The sequence below is a fragment of the Plantactinospora sp. CNZ321 genome, from assembly GCF_004217235.1.
Genome location: NZ_SHKQ01000001.1, coordinates 6960121 through 6981752, shown reverse-complemented (window position 1 = coordinate 6981752; position 21632 = coordinate 6960121). Strand labels below are relative to the sequence as shown.

The 21632-nt window shown below is 70.9% G+C and carries 21 protein-coding genes, 1 tRNA gene and 2 pseudogenes; 18 read left to right on the top strand and 6 right to left on the bottom strand.

Features of this window, described 5'->3' with window-relative positions:
- The first annotated feature begins 106 nt into the window (after positions 1 to 106).
- From rsmA to EV371_RS30305, 6 genes and pseudogenes are all read left to right on the top strand, one after another.
- On the top strand, positions 107 to 982 hold the full coding sequence (rsmA, locus tag EV371_RS30325; protein WP_130465061.1) for a 16S rRNA (adenine(1518)-N(6)/adenine(1519)-N(6))-dimethyltransferase RsmA: 876 nt from the start codon (positions 107 to 109) through the stop codon (positions 980 to 982).
- A gap of 130 nt (positions 983 to 1112) precedes the next feature.
- On the top strand, positions 1113 to 2069 hold the full coding sequence (locus tag EV371_RS30320; protein WP_130465060.1) for a 4-(cytidine 5'-diphospho)-2-C-methyl-D-erythritol kinase: 957 nt from the start codon (positions 1113 to 1115) through the stop codon (positions 2067 to 2069).
- A 24-nt stretch (positions 2070 to 2093) separates the two neighbouring features.
- Positions 2094 to 3603 (top strand): annotated as a pseudogene (locus tag EV371_RS30315) (ABC-F family ATP-binding cassette domain-containing protein); the annotation flags it as partial.
- Positions 3604 to 3689: 86 nt separating this feature from the next.
- Positions 3690 to 3899, top strand: a pseudogene (locus tag EV371_RS34800) (ABC transporter C-terminal domain-containing protein); the annotation flags it as partial.
- Between the two features lie 161 nt (positions 3900 to 4060).
- Positions 4061 to 4516, top strand: a complete 456-nt coding sequence (locus EV371_RS30310; protein ID WP_130465058.1) for a DUF4383 domain-containing protein — start codon at positions 4061 to 4063, stop codon at positions 4514 to 4516.
- A 144-nt stretch (positions 4517 to 4660) separates the two neighbouring features.
- Positions 4661 to 5134, top strand: coding sequence for a DUF4383 domain-containing protein (locus tag EV371_RS30305; RefSeq protein ID WP_130465057.1), 474 nt, complete (start codon positions 4661 to 4663; stop codon positions 5132 to 5134).
- Positions 5135 to 5151: 17 nt separating this feature from the next.
- On the opposite strand, the gene EV371_RS30300 is transcribed toward EV371_RS30305, so the two are convergent.
- Together EV371_RS30300 and EV371_RS30295 are read right to left on the bottom strand one after the other, a co-directional pair.
- Positions 5152 to 5754 (bottom strand): TetR family transcriptional regulator, encoded by a 603-nt coding sequence (locus tag EV371_RS30300; RefSeq protein ID WP_349338056.1) that lies wholly within the window; start codon positions 5752 to 5754, stop codon positions 5152 to 5154.
- Between the two features lie 217 nt (positions 5755 to 5971).
- The gene (locus EV371_RS30295) at positions 5972 to 6946 is read right to left on the bottom strand and encodes a fatty acid desaturase (RefSeq protein WP_130465056.1); all 975 of its coding nucleotides are present in this window, start codon (positions 6944 to 6946) and stop codon (positions 5972 to 5974) included.
- Positions 6947 to 7094: 148 nt separating this feature from the next.
- On the opposite strand from EV371_RS30295, the gene EV371_RS34795 reads away from it, so the two are divergent.
- The 11 genes from EV371_RS34795 to EV371_RS30240 all read left to right on the top strand — a co-directional run bounded on the left by EV371_RS34795 (position 7095) and on the right by EV371_RS30240 (position 17703).
- Positions 7095 to 7682, top strand: coding sequence for a helix-turn-helix domain-containing protein (locus tag EV371_RS34795; protein ID WP_486484851.1), 588 nt, complete (start codon positions 7095 to 7097; stop codon positions 7680 to 7682).
- Between the two features lie 46 nt (positions 7683 to 7728).
- Positions 7729 to 7799, top strand: a tRNA-Gln gene (locus tag EV371_RS30285).
- Between the two features lie 73 nt (positions 7800 to 7872).
- Entirely contained in the window at positions 7873 to 9387 is a 1515-nt protein-coding gene (gene glmU / locus EV371_RS30280; protein WP_486484850.1) for a bifunctional UDP-N-acetylglucosamine diphosphorylase/glucosamine-1-phosphate N-acetyltransferase GlmU, read from the top strand.
- A gap of 51 nt (positions 9388 to 9438) precedes the next feature.
- On the top strand, positions 9439 to 10419 hold the full coding sequence (locus EV371_RS30275; RefSeq protein ID WP_130465054.1) for a ribose-phosphate diphosphokinase: 981 nt from the start codon (positions 9439 to 9441) through the stop codon (positions 10417 to 10419).
- Between the two features lie 293 nt (positions 10420 to 10712).
- Positions 10713 to 11402 (top strand): 50S ribosomal protein L25/general stress protein Ctc, encoded by a 690-nt coding sequence (locus EV371_RS30270; RefSeq protein WP_130465053.1) that lies wholly within the window; start codon positions 10713 to 10715, stop codon positions 11400 to 11402.
- Positions 11403 to 11501: 99 nt separating this feature from the next.
- A complete protein-coding gene (gene pth, locus EV371_RS30265) occupies positions 11502 to 12092 on the top strand; it encodes an aminoacyl-tRNA hydrolase (RefSeq protein WP_130465052.1) in 591 nt (196 codons plus the stop codon).
- A 251-nt stretch (positions 12093 to 12343) separates the two neighbouring features.
- Positions 12344 to 13207 carry an inositol monophosphatase family protein gene (locus EV371_RS30260; protein WP_130465051.1) on the top strand — a complete coding sequence of 288 codons (864 nt, stop codon included), beginning with the start codon at positions 12344 to 12346 and terminating at the stop codon, positions 13205 to 13207.
- A gap of 105 nt (positions 13208 to 13312) precedes the next feature.
- On the top strand, positions 13313 to 14224 hold the full coding sequence (gene cysD / locus EV371_RS30255; RefSeq protein ID WP_130465050.1) for a sulfate adenylyltransferase subunit CysD: 912 nt from the start codon (positions 13313 to 13315) through the stop codon (positions 14222 to 14224).
- Complete coding sequence (locus tag EV371_RS30250) at positions 14224 to 15513, top strand: GTP-binding protein (RefSeq protein ID WP_130465049.1); 1290 nt, start codon at positions 14224 to 14226, stop codon at positions 15511 to 15513. The genes cysD and EV371_RS30250 overlap by 1 nt, the downstream gene beginning before the upstream one ends.
- A gap of 58 nt (positions 15514 to 15571) precedes the next feature.
- Positions 15572 to 16861 carry a VWA domain-containing protein gene (locus tag EV371_RS30245; protein WP_165436873.1) on the top strand — a complete coding sequence of 430 codons (1290 nt, stop codon included), beginning with the start codon at positions 15572 to 15574 and terminating at the stop codon, positions 16859 to 16861.
- Positions 16861 to 17703, top strand: a complete 843-nt coding sequence (locus tag EV371_RS30240) for a peptidase (protein ID WP_486484849.1) — start codon at positions 16861 to 16863, stop codon at positions 17701 to 17703. Before EV371_RS30245 ends, EV371_RS30240 begins: the two co-directional genes overlap by 1 nt.
- 599 nt (positions 17704 to 18302) lie before the next feature.
- Here EV371_RS30240 and EV371_RS30235 read toward each other — a convergent pair.
- The 4 genes from EV371_RS30235 to EV371_RS30220 are packed head-to-tail and all read right to left on the bottom strand — an operon-like array spanning position 18303 to position 21055.
- Positions 18303 to 18692 carry a RidA family protein gene (locus EV371_RS30235; protein ID WP_130465048.1) on the bottom strand — a complete coding sequence of 130 codons (390 nt, stop codon included), beginning with the start codon at positions 18690 to 18692 and terminating at the stop codon, positions 18303 to 18305.
- A 6-nt stretch (positions 18693 to 18698) separates the two neighbouring features.
- Positions 18699 to 19430, bottom strand: coding sequence for a hypothetical protein (locus tag EV371_RS30230; RefSeq protein WP_130465047.1), 732 nt, complete (start codon positions 19428 to 19430; stop codon positions 18699 to 18701).
- Positions 19427 to 20539 carry a hypothetical protein gene (locus EV371_RS30225; protein WP_130465046.1) on the bottom strand — a complete coding sequence of 371 codons (1113 nt, stop codon included), beginning with the start codon at positions 20537 to 20539 and terminating at the stop codon, positions 19427 to 19429. The genes EV371_RS30230 and EV371_RS30225 overlap by 4 nt, the downstream gene beginning before the upstream one ends.
- A 21-nt stretch (positions 20540 to 20560) precedes the next feature.
- On the bottom strand, positions 20561 to 21055 hold the full coding sequence (locus tag EV371_RS30220) for a hypothetical protein (RefSeq protein ID WP_130465045.1): 495 nt from the start codon (positions 21053 to 21055) through the stop codon (positions 20561 to 20563).
- A gap of 245 nt (positions 21056 to 21300) precedes the next feature.
- On the opposite strand from EV371_RS30220, the gene EV371_RS30215 reads away from it, so the two are divergent.
- Positions 21301 to 21630: a WXG100 family type VII secretion target gene (locus EV371_RS30215; RefSeq protein ID WP_130465044.1), complete on the top strand. Its 330-nt coding sequence runs from the start codon at positions 21301 to 21303 to the stop codon at positions 21628 to 21630.
- The last annotated feature ends 2 nt before the right edge of the window (positions 21631 to 21632 follow it).

The following is a 21632-nucleotide window of genomic DNA, read 5'->3' as shown; positions in this document are numbered from 1 at the left end:
CGTCAGCAGGCTCGGTGACCGGGCGGCAGCAGACTCGGTGATCCGGCGTCCGGCGCGCACCGGTGCGCCGCCCGGCCCGCCCCGCTGACCCGTACCCTGTCACAGCGTGGCCGCAGACCTGCTCGGACCGGTGGAGATCCGGGAACTCGCCGCCCGGCTGGGCGTGCAGCCGACCAAGAAGCTCGGCCAGAACTTCGTGCACGACCCGAACACGGTGCGCCGGATCGTCAGCGCCGCCGGGCTGACCTCGGCGGACGTGGCCCTGGAGGTCGGGCCGGGGCTGGGCTCGCTCACCCTCGGCCTGCTGCCGGTGGCCGGGCACGTGCACGCGGTCGAACTCGACCCGGTGCTGGCCGGAGCGCTGCCGGCGACCGTGCAGCGGCGCGCCGGCCCGGCCGGTGCGGCCCGGTTGACCGTGCACCCCGCCGACGCGCTGCGGATCACCGCCGGCGACCTCGGTGAGCCGGCCCCGACCGCGCTGGTGGCGAATCTGCCCTACAACGTCGCCGTGCCGGTGGTGCTGCACCTGCTCGCCGAAGTGCCGGGCCTGCGGCGCGGACTGGTGATGGTGCAGAAGGAGGTGGCCGACCGGCTGGTCGCCGGCCCCGGCTCCCGGACGTACGGCGTCCCGTCGGTCAAACTCGCCTGGTACGCCGACGCGCGCAGCGCCGGTCGGGTGCCGCCGAACGTCTTCTGGCCGGTGCCGAACGTCGACTCCGGGCTGGTCGCCTTCACCCGGCGTGAACCGCCCCGGACCGACGTACCCCGGCAGCGGGTCTTCGCGGTGGTCGACGCGGCGTTCGCGCAGCGCCGCAAGACCCTGCGGGCGGCGCTGGCCGGCTGGGCCGGCGGCCCGGACCGGGCGGCCGCGGCGCTGGTCGCGGCGGGGGTCGATCCCGGTGCCCGGGGTGAGTCGCTGACCGTCGGGCAGTTCGCCGCGATCGCCGCGTCGGCCCCCGTGGCCGCCCCGGCAGCCGAGTAGGCTGACGGCGTGTGTGGCAGGAGATGGTCGACGTGACGGCCGAGCCCGGCATCCCGGCGGCCCGGCGGCCGTGGTCACCCGACCCGCTCCGGCAGCGGCCCGCCCGGCCCAGGGTCAGGGACATCGCTGCATGACCGAGGCGTGGCGGCCGGACGAGGAGGACGAGCGTCCGCGCCGGAGGATGTCCGGCCCGGTCAAGGTCCGGGTGCCGGCGAAGGTCAACCTCCATCTCGGGGTCGGGCCGCTGCGCCCGGACGGCTACCACGAGCTGAACACCGTCTACCAGGCGATCTCGATCCACGACGAGCTGACCGCCCGCCGGGGGGACACCCTCACCCTGACCATGGAGGGCGAGGGCGCCGGTGAGCTGGCCCTGGACGAGTCCAACCTGGTGATCCGGGCCGCCAGGGCGCTGGCCGCGTACGCCAGGGTGCCGGCGCACGCCCGGCTGCACCTGCGTAAGCAGATCCCGCTCGCCGGCGGCCTGGCCGGTGGCAGCGCCGACGCCGCCGCCACGCTGGTCGCCTGCGACGCGCTCTGGGGCACCGACCTGAGCCGGGACGAGCTGGCCGGGATCGGCGCCGGGCTCGGCTCCGACGTCCCCTTCCTGGTGTACGGCGGCACCGCGCTCGGCACCGGACACGGCGAGACGATCAGCCCGATCCTGGCCCGGCCGGTCACCTGGCACTGGGTGGTGGCGATCGCCGAGGTCGGCCTCTCCACCCCGGCCGCCTACCGCGAACTCGACCGGCTGCGCGCCGAACACGCCGCCCCGCCGCCGCTGCGCAACGCCGACGCGCTGCTCGCCGCACTGCGCGGCCGGGATCCGGCCCGGCTCGGCCGGGCGCTCGGCAACGATCTCCAGGCCGCCGCGCTCTCGCTGCGCCCGGCGCTCACGGAGACGCTGAAGGCCGGCGAGGCGGCCGGTGCGCTCGCCGGCATCGTCTCCGGATCCGGCCCGACCTGTGTCTTCCTGGCCACCGACGGCGGTCACGCCGAGCGGGTCGCCGCCGAGCTGACCGCCTCCGGGCTGTGCCGGACGGTCCGGATGGCGTACGGGCCGGTCCCCGGCGCCCGGGTGAGCTGACCGGGGCGACTACCGTCTGGGTACATGGCCAACATCGTCAATCTGGACCGGGTCTCCAAGGGGTACGGCGCGGCTGGGCAGCTCCTCACCGACGTCTCCCTGGGCCTTTCCGACTCGGACCGGATCGGCGTCGTCGGGCTCAACGGCACCGGCAAGTCCACCCTGCTGCGCCTGCTGACCAAGGCCGAGGAGCCGGACAGCGGCCGGGTGACGCACCGCCGCGACCTGCGGGTGGCCGCGCTGCCGCAGACCCTGGTGCTCGACCCCGAGGCCCGGGTCCGGGACGTGGTGCTCGGCACCGCCTGGCTCGCCGAGGGGTTCGGCGCCGAGCACGAGTGGGCCGGGGACGCGGGCGTGCGCGCGATCCTGGACGGGCTCGGCATGCCGTACCTCGGGCTGGACCAGCCGGTCGGGCCGATGTCCGGCGGCGAACGGCGGCGGGTGGCCCTGGCCGCCCTGCTGGTCCGCACCGTCGACCTGCTGGTGCTGGACGAGCCGACCAACCACCTCGACGTGGCCGGGGTGGACTGGCTGGCCCGACACCTGGTCGGCAGGCGCGGCGCGCTGGTGGTGGTCACCCACGACCGGTGGTTCCTGGACGCCGTCTGCACCGCCACCTGGGAGGTCGCCGACCGCACGGTACGCGCCTACGAGGGCGGCTTCGCCGCCTGGACGCTGGCCCGGGCCGAACGGGAACGGGTGGCCGCGGCCACCGAGGCACGCCGGCAGAACCTGCTGCGCAAGGAGATCGCGTGGCTGCGGCGGGGCCCGCCGGCCCGGACCTCCAAGCCGCGCTTCCGGATCGAGGCGGCGAACGCCCTGATCGCGGACGTACCGCCGCCGCGGGACACCGTGTCGCTGCAACGGATGGCCACCGCCCGGCTCGGCAAGCAGGTGTACGACCTCACCGACGTCACCCTGTACGCCGGGGAGAAGCTGATCCTCGACAGGCTGACCTGGCAGGTCGGCCCCGGCGACCGGATCGCGATCGTCGGCGCGAACGGGGCCGGCAAGACCACCCTGCTCCGGCTGCTGGCCGGGGTGCGCGGCCCGGACGCCGGGCAGTTGCGGACCGGCTCCACCGTCCGCTCGGCGTTCCTGTCGCAGGAGCTGGCCGAGCTGCCGGGCCAGCTGCGGGTGCTGGAGGCGGTCGAGGAGGTGGCCCGCCGGGTCGTCCTGGGGGACCGGGAGGTCAACGCGTCCCAGCTCGCCGAGATCTTCGGCTTCGACGACCGGCGGCTCTGGACCCCGGTCGCCGACCTCTCCGGCGGTGAGCGGCGGAGGCTGCAACTGCTCCGGCTGCTCGCCGCCGAGCCCAACGTGCTGCTCTTCGACGAGCCGACCAACGACCTGGACACCGACACCCTGGCCGCGCTGGAGGATCTGCTCGACTCCTGGCCCGGCACCCTGGTGGTGGCCAGTCACGACCGCTACCTGGTCGAACGGGTCACCGACGTGGTGTACGGGATGTTCGGTGACGGCCGGCTGGTGCACCTGCCCGGCGGCGTCGACGAGTACCTGGCCCGCGCCGCCACGCCCGGCGGGCCGCCGCCGGACGGGCGGAGCAACGGTGCGGTGCCGGTCGAACGGCCCGAGGGGGCGTTCTCCGGCGGGGAGCTGCGGGCGGCCCGCAAGGAGCTGAGCCGGCTGGAGCGGCAGATCGGCAAGCTGGAGCAGCGGGAGACGGCGCTGCACGGCCAGATGGCCGAGCACGCCACCGACTACGCCCGGATCGCCGAACTGGACGACCAGCTTCGGGCGGTACGGGCCGAACGGGAGCAAACCGAGGAGGCCTGGCTGACCCTGGCCGAGCAGGTACCCGAGGGCTGAGCACCGCCGGATCGACGGCCGGGCCCGGACGACGGCCGCGAATCCACCGCGCCGCACGTGACCGCCGACATGCTCGATGGGGGTGTGCGGGGTCACCCGGAGGCGATGCGGAAGAATCTCGCTCCGACCCTCACTGGCAACGGCGTTGGAGACTGTTGATCATGGCCCACAACCCCGTCAACCATCCCGCGCGGCCGATCTACCGGGCGATCGGCGGGCTGGCCGGCCTCTACCTGGTGACCTTCGGCGTCCTCGGCTTCGTCCAGGCCGGCGGCGGCGAGTTCTTCGCCCAGGACGACACCCTGGTGCTCGGCCAGGGGACCAACCTCGGCCACTCGGTGATCTCGATCGTGCTCGGCCTCGTCGTACTGGTCGCCACCCTGGTCGGCCGGAACGTCGACACCGTGGTCGACAAGTTCCTCGGATACGGCCTGATGGCGCTCGGCCTCGCCGAACTGGCGGTGCTGCGTACCGACGCCAACTATCTCAACTTCACCGTCACCACCACCATCGTGACGATGATCCTCGGCGTGGTCCTGCTGATGTGCAGCATGTACGGCAAGGTCGGCTCCGAGGAGGAGGCCAAGGCCTGGCAGGACGCCCGCCTCGTGCTCTGATCCACCCTCGTGTCCTGAACCACCCTCGCACCGGTCGGACGTCGGCGTACGTCCGGCCGGTGCAATCCGGCGTTCGCCGCGCGATCTCCTCCGGCCCGGGTGACAATCCGGTAGAAAGCCGTCCACCGGTTGCGAGGAGGGGGAATGGCGCACATTCCAATCAACCATCCGGCCCGGCCGATCTACCGGGTACTCGCCGGGCTGATCGGCCTCTACATCGTGGTCTTCGGCATCTTCGGACTCTTCGAGACCGCCGGGGACGACTTCTTCAGCCGGAGCAGCCACTGGGTGCTGGGGCTGCGGACCAACCTGGCGTTCGCGACGGTGTCGGTGGTCTTCGGGCTGGTGGTGCTGGCCGGCGCGGTGCTCCCGGGCAATTTCGGGCACCTGATGAACCTGGCCATCGGGGTGGTCTTCCTGGTGGTCGCGATCGTCATGATGACCGTGTTGCAGACCGAGGCGAACATCCTCAACTTCTCGATGTCGACGGTCGTCGTGTCGATGCTGTTCGGCCTGGTCCTGCTCGCCACAGGTCTGTACGACAAGGTCGGCCCGCCGGAACTCGCCGAGAAGGAACGCGAGACGCGCAGCAGTTCGAGCGCCCGCACCGGCCGCTGAGACCAGCGGCCGGCGACTCAGCGGGCCCGGCGGGTGAGCAGGGTCGGCTTGGCCTCCAGGTGGGACAGGCCGTTCCAGGCCAGGTTCACCAGGTGCGCCGCCACCGTCTCCTTGCGCGGCTTGCGTACCTCCAGCCACCAGCGGCCGCTCAGCGCCACCATGCCGACCAGGGACTGCGAGTAGAGTTCGGCGAGCTTCGGGTCGTAGCCCCGGCTCTTGAACTCGGCGCCCAGGATGTGCTCCACCTGGTGCGCCACGTCGTTCATCACGCTGCTGAAGTTGCCGGTCGCGGAGAGCACCGGCGATTCCCGGACCAGCACCCGGAAGCCGTCGGTCTCCTCCTCGATGTAGTCGAGCAGGGCCAGCGCCGCCTGCTCCAGCAGCTCCCGGGGGTGCCCGGCGGTCAGTGCCGTGGTGACCCGGTCCAGCAGGGCGCGTACCTCCCGGTCGACGACGACCGCGTAGAGGCCCTCCTTGCCGCCGAAGTGCTCGTAGACCACCGGCTTGGAGACCTTGGCCCGGGCGGCCACCTCCTCTATCGAGGTGGCGTCGAACCCGCGCTCGGCAAATGCCTGCCGGCCGATGGAGATGAGCTGCTCGCGGCGCTGCGCCGCGGACATCCGTACCCGGGAACCGGGCTTGGCGGGCGGCGCCGGGGCCTGCCGGCGGCCGACCCCGCGGCCGGTACGCGGAACGTCTTCCACATCGTCGTCCCGCTGCCGTCCCGTGGTGCCGCGTCGACTCGCGCCGTCCCCGGTGGCGCCCTGGCTGCGCTCGGTCACCCGGCCATCCTGCCAGGCAGACGCTCGTGATCGGATGCCCGGACGCGCCGCGGGGTCACGGCGAGGGTGTTGATTTGACCAGCTTCGCGGCGACCCGCTCCGGCTTCGGCCACCGTACGTCGTACGCGGCGCCGACCTTCTCGAAGAGCCAGATCGCCCGGGCCGTGATGTCGAGCTGACCACGCAGTACGCCGTGCCGGGCACAGGTCGGGTCGGCGTGGTGCAGGTTGTGCCAACTCTCACCGAAGGAGAGGATGGCCAGCGGCCAGAAGTTCGTCGCCCGGTCGCCCTCGCGCACCTCGAAGGGCCGCTCGCCGTAGACGTGGCAGACCGAGTTGATCGACCAGGTGATGTGGTGCAGCAGGGAGACCCGGACCAGGCCGGCCCAGAAGAACGCGGTCAACGCGCCCTGCCAGGACCAGGTGACCAGGCCACCCAGCAGCGCCGGGGTGAGCAGGGAGAGGCTCACCAGCAGCGGGAAGAGCCGGTCGACCCGGTGGATGTCCTTGTCGGCGAGCAGGTCGGGGGCGAACCGCTCCCGGTTGGAGAGTTCCCGCTTGAACAGCCAGCCGACGTGCGCGTGGAACAGCCCTTTGGTCAGGCCCCACACACTGGCCCCGAACCGCCAGGGTGAGTGCGGGTCACCCTCGACGTCGGAGAAGGCGTGGTGCCGGCGGTGGTCGGCCACCCACTGGGTGATGTTCCCCTGGACGGCGAACGAACCCGCGACGGCCAGGGCGACCCGCAGCCAGCGCTTGGCCTTGAACGAACCGTGCGTGAAGTACCGGTGGAAGCCCACCGTGATGCCGAGTCCCGCCACCACGTACCACACCCCGGCGATGGCGATGTCGGTCCAGCTCAGCCACCCACCCCAGGCCACCGGTACGGCGGCGAGCAGGGCGAGGAAGGGAATGGTGACGAAGGACCAGAGGGCGATGAGGATGCCTCTGGACTGGACGCCGTCGGTGAGTGGCTTGGGGCCCTTCTTGACGCCGGTGGCCGTTGGTGGTTCGAGCAGAACGGAGGACATGGCACCTCGCTGAGCGTAGGGGGACGATCGGTAACTTACGCCTACGTCACCGTAACCTACGGTCCCGTAGTCTGTCATGGACGCGGACTGAGAATCCGCTGGCAACCATCGACGGTTCTTGTCGTACACGAGTCCTAATCTCCAGGTCATGGTCGATCCGCTCGCCGATGAGGCACGCCGGCTGCGTACCGTCGAGATGCTGTCCGCGCGGGAGATCCGGCGACGGCTCGGCATCGGCAAGGACCGGTTGTCGGCGTTGCTGCGGGATGTTCCCCCGCCGGAGTGGACGAAACGGCCCAACGCCAAGGACGGGCTGCGGGCCCGCGCCGTCGAGCTGCGCGCGGCGGGCCGGTCGGTGCCGGAGATCGCCGCCGAGCTGGGGGTGGCGAAGTCGACCGCGTACCGGTGGGTCCGGCACCTGCCGCTCGACCGGGACCCGGAGGTCGAGGCCGACCGTCGACGCGCGCTCCCGCCGGATGACCGACGCGCTCTGGGGGGCGCACCGGGAAGCGCGGGACGCCGCCCGGGCGCAGACGGTCAAGGCGACGTCATCCGCTTCGTCGAGGCGCTCGGGGTGCGGCGGTCGGTCCTGCGGTTCCAAACCAACCGGCAGAACACCGGCGACGCCTACCGCGGCTGCCTGGTTGTGGAGGTTCCCGCCGCCCGCCGGCTGTACTGGAAGATCGAGGGGATCATGCGTGGGATGACGGATGAGGATCCGAGGGAGGGGCGGTAGGGTGTAGATGCTCTCCAACTGAGGGAACTATGTCCCTTTAATGCAGTCCCGGGTCGTCTAATGGCAGGACGTCAGGTTTTGGTCCTGATTGTAGGGGTTCGAATCCTCTCCCGGGAGCTTCACCCATCGCCGCTGGTGCCTGGTTAGCATGGGGCCGCACACTGCCGGCCGTTCTGACGGGAGCATTCTCGTGTCCCAGCCCCGCCTCCGCACCGTCGTCGTCCTCGCCGCCGGTGAGGGCAAGCGGATGAAGTCGGCGCTACCCAAGGTGCTCCATCCGATCCTCGGTCGTACCCTGCTCGGCCACGTCCTGGCGGCGGCCGCCCCGGTGTCGGCGGACCGCACGCTGGTGGTGGTCGGTCACGGCGCCGACCAGGTCACCGCGCACCTGGGCGAGGTCGCCCCGCACGCCGAGCCGGTGCTCCAGGCCGAGCAGCACGGCACCGGGCACGCCGTCCGGATCGCCCTGGAGAGCGCGCCGGACGCGGGCGGCACCGTGGTGGTGCTCAACGGAGACGTGCCGCTGCTGCGCCCGGAAACCGTCACCGAGCTGGTCGCCGCACACGAGGCCGCCTCGGCGGCGGCGACCGTACTCGCCGCCGAGGTTTCCGATCCGACCGGCCTCGGCCGGATCGTCCGGGGCGCCGACGGCGGGCTGGAGCGGATCGTCGAGGAGCGGGACGCCAGCCCCGCCCAGCGGGCGATCCGTGAGATCAATGCCGGGATCTACGCCTTCGACGCCGCGCTGCTGCGGGACGCGCTGGGCAAGCTCTCCACCGACAACGACCAGGGCGAGGAGTACCTGACCGACGTGTTCGGCCAGTTCGCCACCACCGGCGAGACGGTGGCGGTGCACGTGGCGGCGGACGCCACCGAGACGCTGGGCTGCAACGACCGGGTCGAGCTGGCGGCGCTGCGCCGGCTGCTGCGGGACCGGGTCAACGAGGGCTGGATGCGTACCGGGGTGACCCTGCTGGACCCGGCGACCACCTGGATCGACGTCACCGTCACGCTGGGCCGGGACGCGGTGGTCGACCAGAACACCCAGCTCTGCGGGGCCACCACGGTCGGCCCCGAGGCCGCCGTCGGCCCGGACACGACGCTGATCGACACCACCGTCGGCGCCGGGGCGACGGTGGTCCGCGCGCACGCGGTCGGCGCGGCGGTCGGCCCGGGCGCGAGCGTGGGGCCGTACGCGTACCTGCGGCCGGAGGCGACGCTGCGGGAGAAGGCGAAGGTGGGCACCTTCGTCGAGGTGAAGAAGTCGGAGATCGGCGAGGGGGCGAAGGTGCCCCACCTCAGCTACGTTGGCGACGCCACCATCGGGGCGCGGGCCAACATCGGCGCCGGGACGCTCTTCGTCAACTACGACGGGGTCGCCAAGCACCACACCGTGGTCGGTGAGGCGGCCTTCGTCGGCTGCGACACCAGCCTGGTCGCGCCGGTCGAGGTGGGCGCCGGGGCCTACGTGGCGGCGGGCAGCGCGGTGACCAGCGACGTACCGCCGGGAGCGCTCGCGGTCACCCGGGCCCAGCAGCGCAACATCGACGGCTGGGTGCTGCGCCGTCGGGCCGGCACCAGGTCGGCGGCGGCGGCGGAGCGTGCCGGACAGGGGCCCTCCGGCGCAAGCGAAGGTGAGCCACTCCACGAGGGGTCGGTAGCGGATGAAGGTCGTCCGGCCTCGGGAGATACTGCAACCGAATAGTCTCTGGCCCAACGCCGGGTGACCCACAGACAAACGGGAGCAGACGAGCCGATGGGCAGCATCGTCGCCGAAAATCGCAAGAGTCTGATGCTCTTCTCCGGGCGGGCTTTCCCGGAGCTGGCAACGGAGATCGGTGAGGTGCTCGGGGTGGCGCCGACACCGTCCGACGCGTACCAGTTCGCCAACGGTGAGATCTTCGTACGGTTCAAGGAGTCGGTGCGTGGCTCGGACGCCTTCGTGGTGCAGTCCATCACGCACGGCGTGAACAAGTGGATCATGGAAACCCTGATCATGGTCGACGCGCTGAAGCGCGGCTCGGCCAAGCGGATCACCGTCGTGCTGCCGTTCTACCCGTACTCCCGGCAGGACAAGAAGCACCGCGGCCGGGAGCCGATCTCGGCCCGGCTGGTGGCGGACCTGCTCAAGACGGCCGGTGCCAACCGGATACTCACGGTGGACCTGCACACCGCGCAGATCCAGGGGTTCTTCGACGGGCCGGTCGACCACCTCTTCGCAATGGACATCCTGGCCGAGTACGTCCAGCGCAAGTACGCCGGCCGCCCGATGACGGTGGTGGCCCCGGACTCGGGCCGGGTACGGGTGGCCGAGCGCTGGACCGACCGGCTCGGCGGCTGCCCGCTGGCGTTCATCCACAAGACCCGGGATCCCTCGAAGCCGAACCAGGTGGTGGCGAACCGGGTGGTCGGGGACGTCGAGGACCGGGTCTGCCTGATCGTCGACGACATGATCGACACGGGTGGCACCATCTGCAAGGCGGCCGAGATACTGCACGAGGCGAAGGCCGCCGACGTGGTGGTGGCGTCGACCCACGCCCTGCTCTCCGACCCGGCGACGGAGCGGCTCAAGAACGGCCGGATCAGCGAGGTGGTGGTGACCAACACCCTGCCGCTGCCGCCGGAGAAGCAGCTCGACAAGCTCACCGTGCTCTCCATCGCGCCGCTGCTGGCCCGGGCGATCCGCGAGGTCTTCGACGACGGCTCGGTGACCACCCTCTTCGGTGGACTGAGCTGACGGCACCCTGCCGCAGCGGTCGGTCCAGAGGTGGAATTGGCGGATCGCGAACGATGCCGGGCCGGCTGAGCGGGGACCGCCGCGAACCCGCATCGGGCCTCGGGTAGACTGGTGCGGTTGCCACGGCGAGGGTGCCCTGCGGGCCGCTGAAGCAAGCGCCGCACGGACGCACCGTCATCGACGCGGTGCTCCGGGCAGTGGCCACACGCAAAGCCCCCAGCGCGCCCCATCGCCCTGGCACCGCAAACCGCCAGCCGACGTAGCGCCGAAGTGACCGTATCAGGAGTCTTCCCGTGTCCGAGGTAAAGATCAGCGCCGAGCCCCGCACCGAGTTCGGCAAGGGTGGTGCCCGTCGTACCCGCCGGGCCGGCAAGGTGCCCGCCGTGCTGTACGGCCACGGCGAAAAGCCCAAGCACATTGCGCTACCCGCGCTTGAGTTCGCCGCCGCCATCCGGCGCGGCGGCGCCAACCAGTTGTTCACGATCGAGATCAGCGACGGCACCCAGGCGCTCGCGCTGCCGAAGGCCATCCAGCGGGACCCGATCAAGGACACTCTCGAACACATCGACATGCTGCTCGTGCGGCGGGGCGAGAAGGTCACCGTCGACGTGCCGGTGCACCTGACCGGCGAGCCGGCCCGGGACACCCTGGTCGTGAACGAGCAGAACACCCTGGCGGTGAGCGCGGACGCGACCCGGCTGCCGGACAGCTTCGAGGTGTCGATCGAGGGGCTCGATGTCGGTTCGCAGGTGACCGCGGCGGACGTACCGCTGCCGCAGGGTGTGGAGCTGGCCGTCGACCCGGAGCAGATCCTCGCGCTCATCACCCAGTCGCCGACCGCCGAGCAGATGGCGGCCGAGGCCGGCGAGGAGCCGACCGAGGAGGCCCAGGAGGAGGCCGGAGCCGAGGGCCCGGGTGCCGAGGCGGCCGAGGCCGAGGGCGGCAACGAGGGCGCGCCCGCGCAGGCCGCCGCCGAGGCCTGAGCGAGAGGCTGTCGGACAGGCGCTCCCGGACGTTCGGGGGCGCCTGTTTCCGTACAGTGACGCTCACGGGGCGGGAAGCAGAACTGGGGGAAGAGCGGCGTGGCGGAGGAGCTTCGTCCGTGGTTGCTGGTCGGGCTCGGCAACCCCGGCAGAGAGTACGCGCGGCACCGGCACAGCGTCGGCTTCATGGTGGCCGACCTGATCGCCGAGCGGATCGGCGCCAGGTTCGGGCGGCACCGCCGAGCGGTCGCCGAGGTGGCCGAGGGGCGGCTCGGGTTCGGCGGCCCGAAGCTGGTGCTGGCGAAGCCGATGACGTACATGAACCTCTCCGGCGGCCCGGTGTCGGCGCTGGCCCAGTTCTACAAGGTGCCGGTCGACCAGGTGATCGCCGTGCACGACGAGCTGGACATCCCGTACGGGCAGATCCGGTTGAAGCAGGGCGGTGGCGAGGGCGGACACAACGGGCTGCGGTCGATGTCCAAGTCGCTGGGGACGAAGGACTACCTGCGGGTGCGCTTCGGGATCGGGCGGCCGCCGGGCCGGCAGGACCCGGCCGACTTCGTACTCTCCGACTTCTCCTCCGTCGAACGCAAGGAGCTGGAGTTCCTGGTGGACCGGGCGGCGGACGCGGCGGAGGCGACCGTGACCCGTGGCCTGGAGTGGGCGCAGAACGCGTACCACAGCACCTGAGCCCGTGCCGGACTGAAGCGCCCGAGCCCGTGCCGGACTGAAGCGCCCGAGCCCGCGCCGGACTGAAGCGCCCGAGCCCGCGCCGGACTGAAGCGCCCGAGCCCGCGCCGGACGGACCGCGCCGGTGTGCCGGGGCCCGGCGCGGCTCCTCGCGCACACCCGACCGGTAGTCTTTCGCGGCGGGTGAGGAGGCAGACAATGATGATCTCTTGTCAGGTGGCCGGTGACGTGGCTTTCCGGGAGGTGCGCTGATGGCGGCGCCGCCGGTGATCGACGGGGAGTTCGCCCGGTGGCTGGCCGGTCGGGCCGGCCAGGCGTTGCTGGAACTCCGGACCGAAGTCGGCTTCTCCGACCCGGGCGCGCTGAAGGCGGCCGGCGACAAGGTCTCGCACGAACTCCTCCGCACCGAGCTGGCCCGGTGGCGGCCCGCCGACGCGGTGCTGTCGGAGGAGGACGAGGGCGCCCGGCTGGCCTGGGCGGCCGACGCCGAGCCGGAGATGGCGCCCCGGCTGAGCGCCGACCGGGTCTGGATCATCGACCCGTTGGACGGTACCCGGGAGTTCTCCGAGGAGGGCCGGGCCGACTGGGCGGTGCACGTGGCGCTCTGGGCCCGCCGGGCCGGCACCGCGCACGGGCTGGTCGCCGGCGCGATCGGGCTGCCCGCCCAGCACCGGGTGCTCGGCACCGACCAGCCGCCGGCATACCCGTCGACGGTGTCGGCGGCGGCGACCGGGAGTACCGCAGCGAACGGTCCGGACGGGATCGGCCGGCGGGTCAGGCTGGCGGCGAGCCGGAGCCGGCCGCCGGTCTTCCTCACCGACCTGGCCGCCGAACTCGGCGCCGAGCTGGTGCCGATGGGTTCGGCCGGCGCGAAGATCGCCGCCGTGATCAGCGGCGAAGTCGACGGCTACGTGCACGCGGGCGGCCAGTACGAGTGGGACTCGGCGGCTCCGGTCGCTGTGGCGATGGCCACCGGGCTTTTCGCTTCCCGAATCGACGGATCCGCGCTGAAATACAACCAGGCCGATCCCCGCCTGCCGGATCTCGTGGTATGCCGCGAGGATCTCGCCCCTCGGCTGCTCGCAGCGTTGCAGCGGCACATCCGGGTACCCTAGGCGGGGCCTGGCGACTCAACCGATCGGAAGGGTCTGGAATCCCATGCGAGCAGCAGGTGTGCGGGCTGGCACGAGTGGGCGCGGCGGGCACGGCGAGGTGACGCCATGACCTCGCCGGCGGCCTACCGGGTGTCCCACCTCGACGCGCTGGAAGCCGAGAGCATCTTCGTCATCCGCGAGGTGGTGGCCGAGCTGGAGCGGCCGGTGATGCTCTTCTCCGGTGGCAAGGACTCGATCGTGATGCTCCGGCTGGCCGAGAAGGCGTTCGCGCCGGCCCGGATTCCCTTCCCGGTGATGCACGTCGACACCGGGCACAACTTCCCCGAGGTGCTGGAGTACCGCGACCGGCGGGTGGCCCAGATGGGGCTGCAACTGGTGGTGGCCAGCGTGCCGGAGGCGCTGGAGTCCGGGCTGGTGCACGAGCCGGCCAACGGGGTACGCAACCGGATCCAGACCCCGGTGCTGCTCGACGCGGTGGAGAAGTACCGCTTCGACGCGCTCTTCGGCGGCGCCCGGCGCGACGAGGAGAAGGCGCGGGCCAAGGAGCGGGTGTTCAGCTTCCGCGACGACTTCGGCCAGTGGGATCCGAAGAACCAGCGCCCCGAGCTGTGGTCGCTCTACAATGGCCGGCACCATCAGGGGGAGTCGATCCGGGTCTTCCCGCTCTCCAACTGGACCGAGCTGGACGTCTGGCACTACATCGCCCAGGAGAAGATCTCACTGCCGTCGATCTACTTCGCCCACCAGCGGGAGGTCGTCGAGCGGGACGGCATGCTCTACGCGGTCAACGAGTTCATCACGCCCCGGGCCGGCGAGACACCCTTCGTCGAGCGGGTCCGCTACCGCACCGTCGGCGACGCCTCGTGCACCGCCGCCGTCCGGTCGGCGGCGGACACCGTCGAGCTGGTGATCGAGGAGGTGGCCGCGACCCGGATCACCGAACGCGGCGCCACCCGGGGCGACGACCGGGTCAGCGAGGCGGCGATGGAAGACCGCAAGCGGGAGGGGTACTTCTGATGACGGCGACCGCGGTGCCGAGCGAGACCCGTGCGATGGACCTGCTCCGGTTCGCCACCGCCGGCAGCGTCGACGACGGCAAGTCCACCCTGATCGGCCGGCTGCTCTACGACACCAAGTCGCTCTTCACCGACCAGCTCGAGGCGGTCGAGGCGGTCAGCGCGGCCCGGGGCGACGAGTACACCAACCTGGCGTTGCTCACCGACGGGCTGCGGGCCGAGCGCGAGCAGGGCATCACCATCGACGTGGCGTACCGGTACTTCGCCACCCCCCGGCGGAAGTTCATCATCGCCGACACCCCCGGGCACATCCAGTACACCCGGAACATGGTGACCGGGGCGTCAACGGCCGACCTGGCGCTGATCCTGGTCGACGCCCGCAAGGGGCTGGTCGAGCAGTCCCGCCGGCACGCGTTCCTCTGCTCGCTGCTGCGGGTGCCGCACCTGGTGCTCTGCGTCAACAAGATGGACCTGGTCGACTGGTCACAGGAGGTGTTCGAGCGGATCGCGGACGAGTTCACCGCGTTCGCGGCGAAGCTGGAGGTGCCGGACCTGTCGGTCATCCCGATCTCGGCGCTGCACGGCGACAACATCGTCACCCGCTCCGAGAACACGCCCTGGTACGAGGGCCCGTCCCTACTGCACCACCTCGAACACGTGCACATCGCCAGCGACCGCAACATGGTCGACGTACGGTTCCCGGTGCAGTGCGTGATCCGTCCCCAGTCGACCACCGTCACCGACTACCGGGGCTACGCCGGTCAGGTCGCCTCCGGGGTGCTCAAGCCGGGCGACGAGGTGATGGTGCTGCCCTCCGGGTTCACCAGCCGGATCGCCGCGATCGAGACCGCCGACGGCCCGGTCGAGCAGGCGTTCCCGCCGATGTCGGTGACCGTCCGGCTCACCGACGAGCTCGACATCTCCCGGGGTGACCTGATCTGCCGGCCGAACAACGCCCCGGCGGTCGCCCAGGACATCGAGGCGATGATCTGCTGGATGGACGAGACCAGGCCGCTGCGGGTCGGCGGCAAGTACGCCGTCAAGCACACCACCCGGTCGGCCCGGGCCGTGGTGCGGAACCTGCACTACCGGCTGGACGTCAACTCGCTGCACCGGGACGAGTCCGTGACCGAACTGCGGCTCAACGAGATCGGCCGGGTACGGCTGCGGACCACCGTGCCGCTGCTCGCCGACGAGTACCGGCGCAACCGTACGACGGGTGGCTTCATCGTCATCGACGAGGCCACCAACCGCACCGTCGCGGCCGGCATGATCGTAGAGACCGGCTGACCCCCGCCGCACCACGGGGCGGCGGTCAGTGACGATCGTTGATCACTAGGATACCTTGGTGATCCAACGCTCCTTATCTGTCCTTATCGGACTGACCACTGTGCTCTGTCCACTCGCGGCAGTGCCGGCGCTCGCCGACGAGACCGAACCCGCCGCCGAGCCGTCCCGGGTCGAGCTGGTGCTCGACGTCAGCGGCTCGATGCGGGCCACCGACATCGGCGGCCGGAGCCGGATCTCGGTCGCCCAGCAGGCGTTCAACGAGGTGGTCGACGCACTACCGGACGACACACAGCTCGGCATCCGGGTCCTCGGCGCGACATACAAGGGCAAGGACAAGGCAATCGCCTGCCGGGACACCCAGCAGCTCGTGCCCGTGGGCCCGGTGGACCGGGCGGCCGCCAAGGACGCGATCGCCACGCTGCGGCCCACCGGGCACACGCCGATCGGCCTCGCGCTGCGCGGTGCCGCCCAGGACCTCGGCACCGAGGGCGGCAACCGGCGGATCGTGCTGATCACCGATGGTGAGGACACCTGTGCCCCGCCGGACCCCTGTGACGTGGCCCGCGAGTTGGCCGCCCAGGGGACCAGACTGGTGGTAGACACCCTCGGCCTCGCCCCCGACGAAAAGGTACGCCGGCAGTTGCTCTGCATCGCCGCAGCGACCGGCGGGACGTACGCCGCCGCCCAGTCACCCGAGCAGCTCACCAACCGGATCAGGCAACTGGTGCGGCGGGCCGAGGCCAACACGCCCGCCCCGGCGCCGGTTGCCGGCGGTCGGGAGTGCGCCGGTGCGCCGCTGCTCGGACCCGGTGTCTACACCGACCGGGAGAAGCCCGCCGAGCACCGGTGGTACCGGGTGCCGGTGGCCGACGGGCAGGAGCTGCGGGCGGCGGTCAGCGTGGCGCCGGACCGACCGATCCACCGCGACTACGGGGTGCTGCTGCGGGCCACCGCCGCCGACGGGCGGGAACTGGTCCGGGGTACGGACGCCGGCAGCGGGCGGACCGACGTGCTCTCCACCGGGCTGCGCTGGTCGGCGGGTGAACCGGAGTCGTCGGACGGCGACGCGGAGCCGTCCCGGGGCGCGGCACGGGGCGACGAGTCCCGGCTCACCGAGGTCTGCCTGGTGGTGAGCAACTCGTTCGCACCGGTGGATCGGCAGGACGGGCAGCCCGGCATCCCGTTCGAGCTGGTCGTGGACGTGGTGGCCGGCTCGGAGCCGCCGGCCGCGCCGGGACTCGGCCGGGGCTGGCTGCTGCTGCTCGTGCTGGGCGGAGCCGGTCTGCTCACCGGCGTGTTGGCGGGCTGGCTGACCCGTTGGTGGATCGCGACCTGGAGGACGAACTGATGCGTACCCGGATTCGACCCGCCGCCGCCGCGGTGGCCGCCTTCCGGCTGGCGTGGCCGGTCTGCCGGGCCCTCGCGGTGCCGGCCATCCTGTTCGGAGTGCTGTACCCGGCCGCCGCGCTTGCCGCGCCCACCCCGTCACCCGGGGCGGCCGCGCTGGATCGGGCCGGCACGTCGTTCCTCACCGCCGTGCCGGTTACCGCCGGCCAGCCGGTACGCCTCGGCGCCTCGACCGGCGACTACCTCTACTGGTCGTTCCCGGGCGCGGCCGGCGACGTGACGGAGATCGCCGCCACCCTGCGCTTCCCGGCCGGTGCCAAGCGGTCCGGTGCGTCGACGTGGAGCATCGAGGTGTTCGACGGGCTGCGACGCAGGCAGGCCTGCACGGCCGGCGCGCAGACGCCGACAGCCGCCCGGGACGCCACCGAGGTACGCCTCGGCTGCGTACTGCGCCGGGTACGGTCCTGGGCCGAGCCCTGGTCCGGAGACCCGCTCCCCGGGACGTACTACGCCAAGCTGTCCGTTGTCGAGCTGCCCGAGGCGGACCTCGGGCTGCCGGTCGAGGTCGACCTGCTGATCGGCACCACGGACGGTGGATCCAACGCCGACGACGGCGAGCTGCGGGCACCCCTGGCCCCGCCGGCCCGACCCGGCGCGGTGCTGGCCGCGACCGACGGATCCGGCGCGTCGCCGAGCCCGGCCGCTGCCGACGCTGACGCCGACGGTGGCATCTTCGACTGGGTGCCGGCGTTCTCCACGCGGTGGATCTGGACCACGGTTGGTGGGGTGCTGGCGGCGGTGGCCGGAGTCTTCGGGTTCTCGCTGACCTGGCGCCGCCGCTGACCCTCGCCGGGGCCCTTCCCGACCGGGAAGGGCCCCGGCAAGACCGTTCGCCGAGAGCGGTTGACGGCCGTACCGGCTCACCAACAGCGGTTAGCGGCGGTGGCCTCGGCCCGGGCGACGGCCTCGCCCCGGCTGGAGATCACCCTCGTGACCTCGATCCGAGCGGACGCTGCGGCTGACCCAGGCCGGTCTGGTACCGCCGTCGGGCGGCGACCGGTGTGCCGAGCTGCGCGAGAAGGACATCCAGGAGCGCGGGTCCGGGCACGGTTCCCCGAGATGCCGCCGATGCCGAGCCATCCCCGGTTGGGCACCTGCTCGCCGAGGCCGGGTTGCCGCTGAACTACCGGAACGGCCTACCACGCCCGCGCCGCTGGCCCGGTACGGCGCGATGGAGCTGCTAGGGGAGTTGGCGGACCTGGCTCGGGGCGGGTGCGGGGTGGCTGCTCTGTCCGATGAAAAGCCGGGGCAGCTTCCCCGGCTCGACGCCACGGTGGTGCCGGTGGCCCAACGAGTTGGTCACACTGCCGGACGCCTGGGTGGCAACCAACACCGGCATGGCCGGCCCCCAGGTGACCGCTGTACTCAGTGGGCGGCTGTACTCAGTGGGCGGCCAAGGCGTCCACCTGTACCCGGAAGCTGGGGCCGACGAGTCCGGCGACGAAGAGGATGGTCAGGGTCGGTTCATGACGCCCGAGCCAGCGGGCGAGTTCAGCTCGCAGCCGATCCATGTCGACGTCACCGACGAGGTAGATGGTCAACTTCATCACGTCGTTGATCCGCATGTCGGCGGCGAACAGGTTCCAACGGACATTTTCGAGCACGATCGTCAGTTGTTCGATCGCGTCGTCCGGCACATGTCCGTCAGGTCGGATCCCGAGTTGGCCGGAGAGCACCACCCACCGGTGATTCTGGCCAATCTCCACCTGGTGGTGGAAGCCGGCGATCGGTGGATGGACCCGTGTTGGCGCGGGGTTTCGGAATATTCTCACCAGGACTCAGTTCGGGCCGGTCCGGGAGAGGTGGGACACCGCCTCCTTGGTGAACGCTTCGGCGAAGTCACGGAGGAAGGCGAGGACCTGATCGATCTCCCGAGTTGCGGCCCGGTTATCGATGCGGGTGGTGACGCGCAGGTTGCCATGGCGTAGCTCGTAAAGAACCTCCACTCCGGCGGCGTCGAGGTTCTCGGCGCTGGGATGCTGCTTGGGCTCGGCCGGGACTACCGTCTGGAAATAAACCCCTTCGTCCCACCAGCCGCTGACATCCTGTGTCGATATCTGTGGCTTGGATTCCGCGAACTTCCGCAGGGAGATCACCTCTGCCTCGTGGGCTTTCTCGGCATCCTCGTGGTTCGGGTACGTCCGCAGCCTGACGGTGCCGGCCGGATCAAACTCTCCGACCTCGGTACGGAACCGTTCACCGTCGTCGAAGGCCCTGATGGCGCAGCTCAGGTAGACGTCCGTACCCCGGGTGTCGAACTGCACCGTCGGATCGTACGAGGGTTTCAGCTTAAGGCCGAACCGTGCAGCGACCTCCGTCATCTTCATGCGTTCGCACATGTCCGGGCTCGCCTGCCCGTATGTCACACGTGGCTCGGGGGTCTCGGTCGGCTTCGGGCTGGAATCGCATCCGCCGACGAGAAGGCCGGCAGCGGCGACCACCACTGTCGAACCGCGAACGATCTGACAGTGGACTCGGTGCTGCGACTGCCTGCCGACAATCCCGTTCATCGAGCCCTCGGCAAGTGGAAGCTACTGCTGTCCGTGTCGCCGAGTAGCCGGGGCTGCCGGGGCACCAGTCGCCCATCCTTGCCATCCGGCGTGTCCCGGATGAATTCCATCCGCGAGAGGGCATCCCTCACCAGTACATGGAGATCCTGATACTGCTCATTTGAGTTCTGGTCGATGAGCGTGATGGCATCGGTCAGGGCGTGCAGCAACTCTTCGGCGGTGCCGCCGGTCAAGGCATGCTGGTCCATCGGGTTTGGCGCTGCGGCGCCTGCTAATGCGGAGGCGCCGGCGCTGGCCATGTCGAGGCTGTTGGCCCATAGGTCCCGGCCTTTTGCCATGGGTACGAACGCGCTGACGATGATCATGGCGTGCTTGGTGGACTGCTCCTGCTGCTTCGCTGCCGCCTGCTGGGGGCGTCGGTGCAACTGTTCCAGGAGCGCTTCGCGGGTGGCGTGCAGCACGTTCATCAGGCTCTGTTGGGTGAGGTCGACGGTGGCGTGCGCGGCCTCTAGGCCGGCGACGAGTGAGGCGAGCATCCGGTGGTGGCTTGCCAGGGTCTGCTCGAAGGGGTTGTAGAAGTTCGTGGCGAAATCCTCGGCCGCGTCACCGGACCAGTTGCCGAGGGTGTGCCGCAGCTTGCCGAAGTCGTGCGGCACGAAGTCTTCCAACCGCGCCAGCGCGTCCCGCACCGGTTGGATGATGTCGTTGAGATAGACAGATCCGGTGGGGTGGGCCAGCGGCTTGACCATCGATCTGATCGATTCGATGTTGTCCGATGCCCACCCTGAGGCCTTCGCCTTGTATTCCTCGACCTGCTTCTGAATTTCTTCCTCGATCGAATCCTGCCAGATCAGACGGGGCGGGAACGGCGGCGGCACGGACCACATACGGCTGAACGAGACCGTCCCGGCGAACTCCACCTTGACCCAGGAACCGGGGGCGCTCCCGAGAGCGGCTATCTCGAGGAATATCTCCAAGGAGCTGGACTCGATGCCGTCCATGTATGCGAACACCTGGTCGATGTAGTGCAGCTCGGCCAGGTAGGTGCCGATCTCGTTGAGGTACTGGTGCATCTGGCGATAGTCGAAGGGGATCGAGGCGTCGACCATGGCGTCTCCCGTCTGGCCAGGTCAGTCAACGATGTTGCGGGGAATGTGACGTACCAGCGGCGGATCGCCGGGGGCCGGGGGATTGGGCGGAGCAAGGGCGGGTTGCTGGTAGTCCGACGCGTGGTAACCGAGAAGCCGGGTGAACTCCTTCGCCGCTGCCTCGTCCGTGGCTGCGTACCGGTCGGCGATGGTGACCAGCGCGGCGCCGACCTCCGACATCCGCAGCGAGGTCAGCCGTAACACGTCCTGTACCTCGGCGCGCAACTCCAGCAGACGCTGCTGCGCCGGGCCGATGCCTCGGTCGGGCAGGTCGAACTGTCCTTCCATCGCCCCGGCCGTCTGGTGCACGAGCACCGTCACGTCGGCATAGGTTCTGGCGATCCGGGGCAGCTCGTTACGGCCGGCCCGGTATAGGTAGTAGAGGTGCGCGCCGAGTTCCCTACCCGAGCCGACGTTGCCGACGTTGCCGTCAGCGCCGCGATACTCCGGCCGCCACCCCGGCTCGGTTGTCTCCATGATCCCGTTACCCCCCGGTTACAGGTGGAATTGCCTCGGAGGTTATAGCACGAAGCGCAACGACTCCGTCACCCTGCAGTCGGGAACCTGTGGATAACCTCATTGCTCGTATCGGCGCTCGATGCTCCGAGCAGGATCCGTCTTCCTGGACGGTGTCCCAGGCCGGTTCCTCGCTGCCGATCCGGAAGGTACTCAGTAGGCTTCGAGACCCGCGGGTTGGCCATGGGGCGGTAGCGTGGACAGGCATGGGGGAAGAGGTTCGCGCCGATCCAGTGGAGATCGCCAGGGTCGCGCAGTCCTACCTGGACAATTCGACCGAACTCGCCTCGGCGCTGCGTGCGGTGCGCGCGGACGCCGTGATCTCGCCGGCCGACTTCGGGCAGGTCGGCCCAGCCGGCCAGCTCAACGACGCCTACCAGACGGTGGCGGGCAGCGCCGGTACGGCCGTCGAGCGCGTCATCGGTGTGCTGGAGGTCGACAACGAGAGCCTGCTCCAGGTCGCGTTCGCCTATCGGCAGGCCGACGAGCGAGCGGCCGAGCGGCATCGCCGGGAACATCCCAACATCCCGATCTAGGA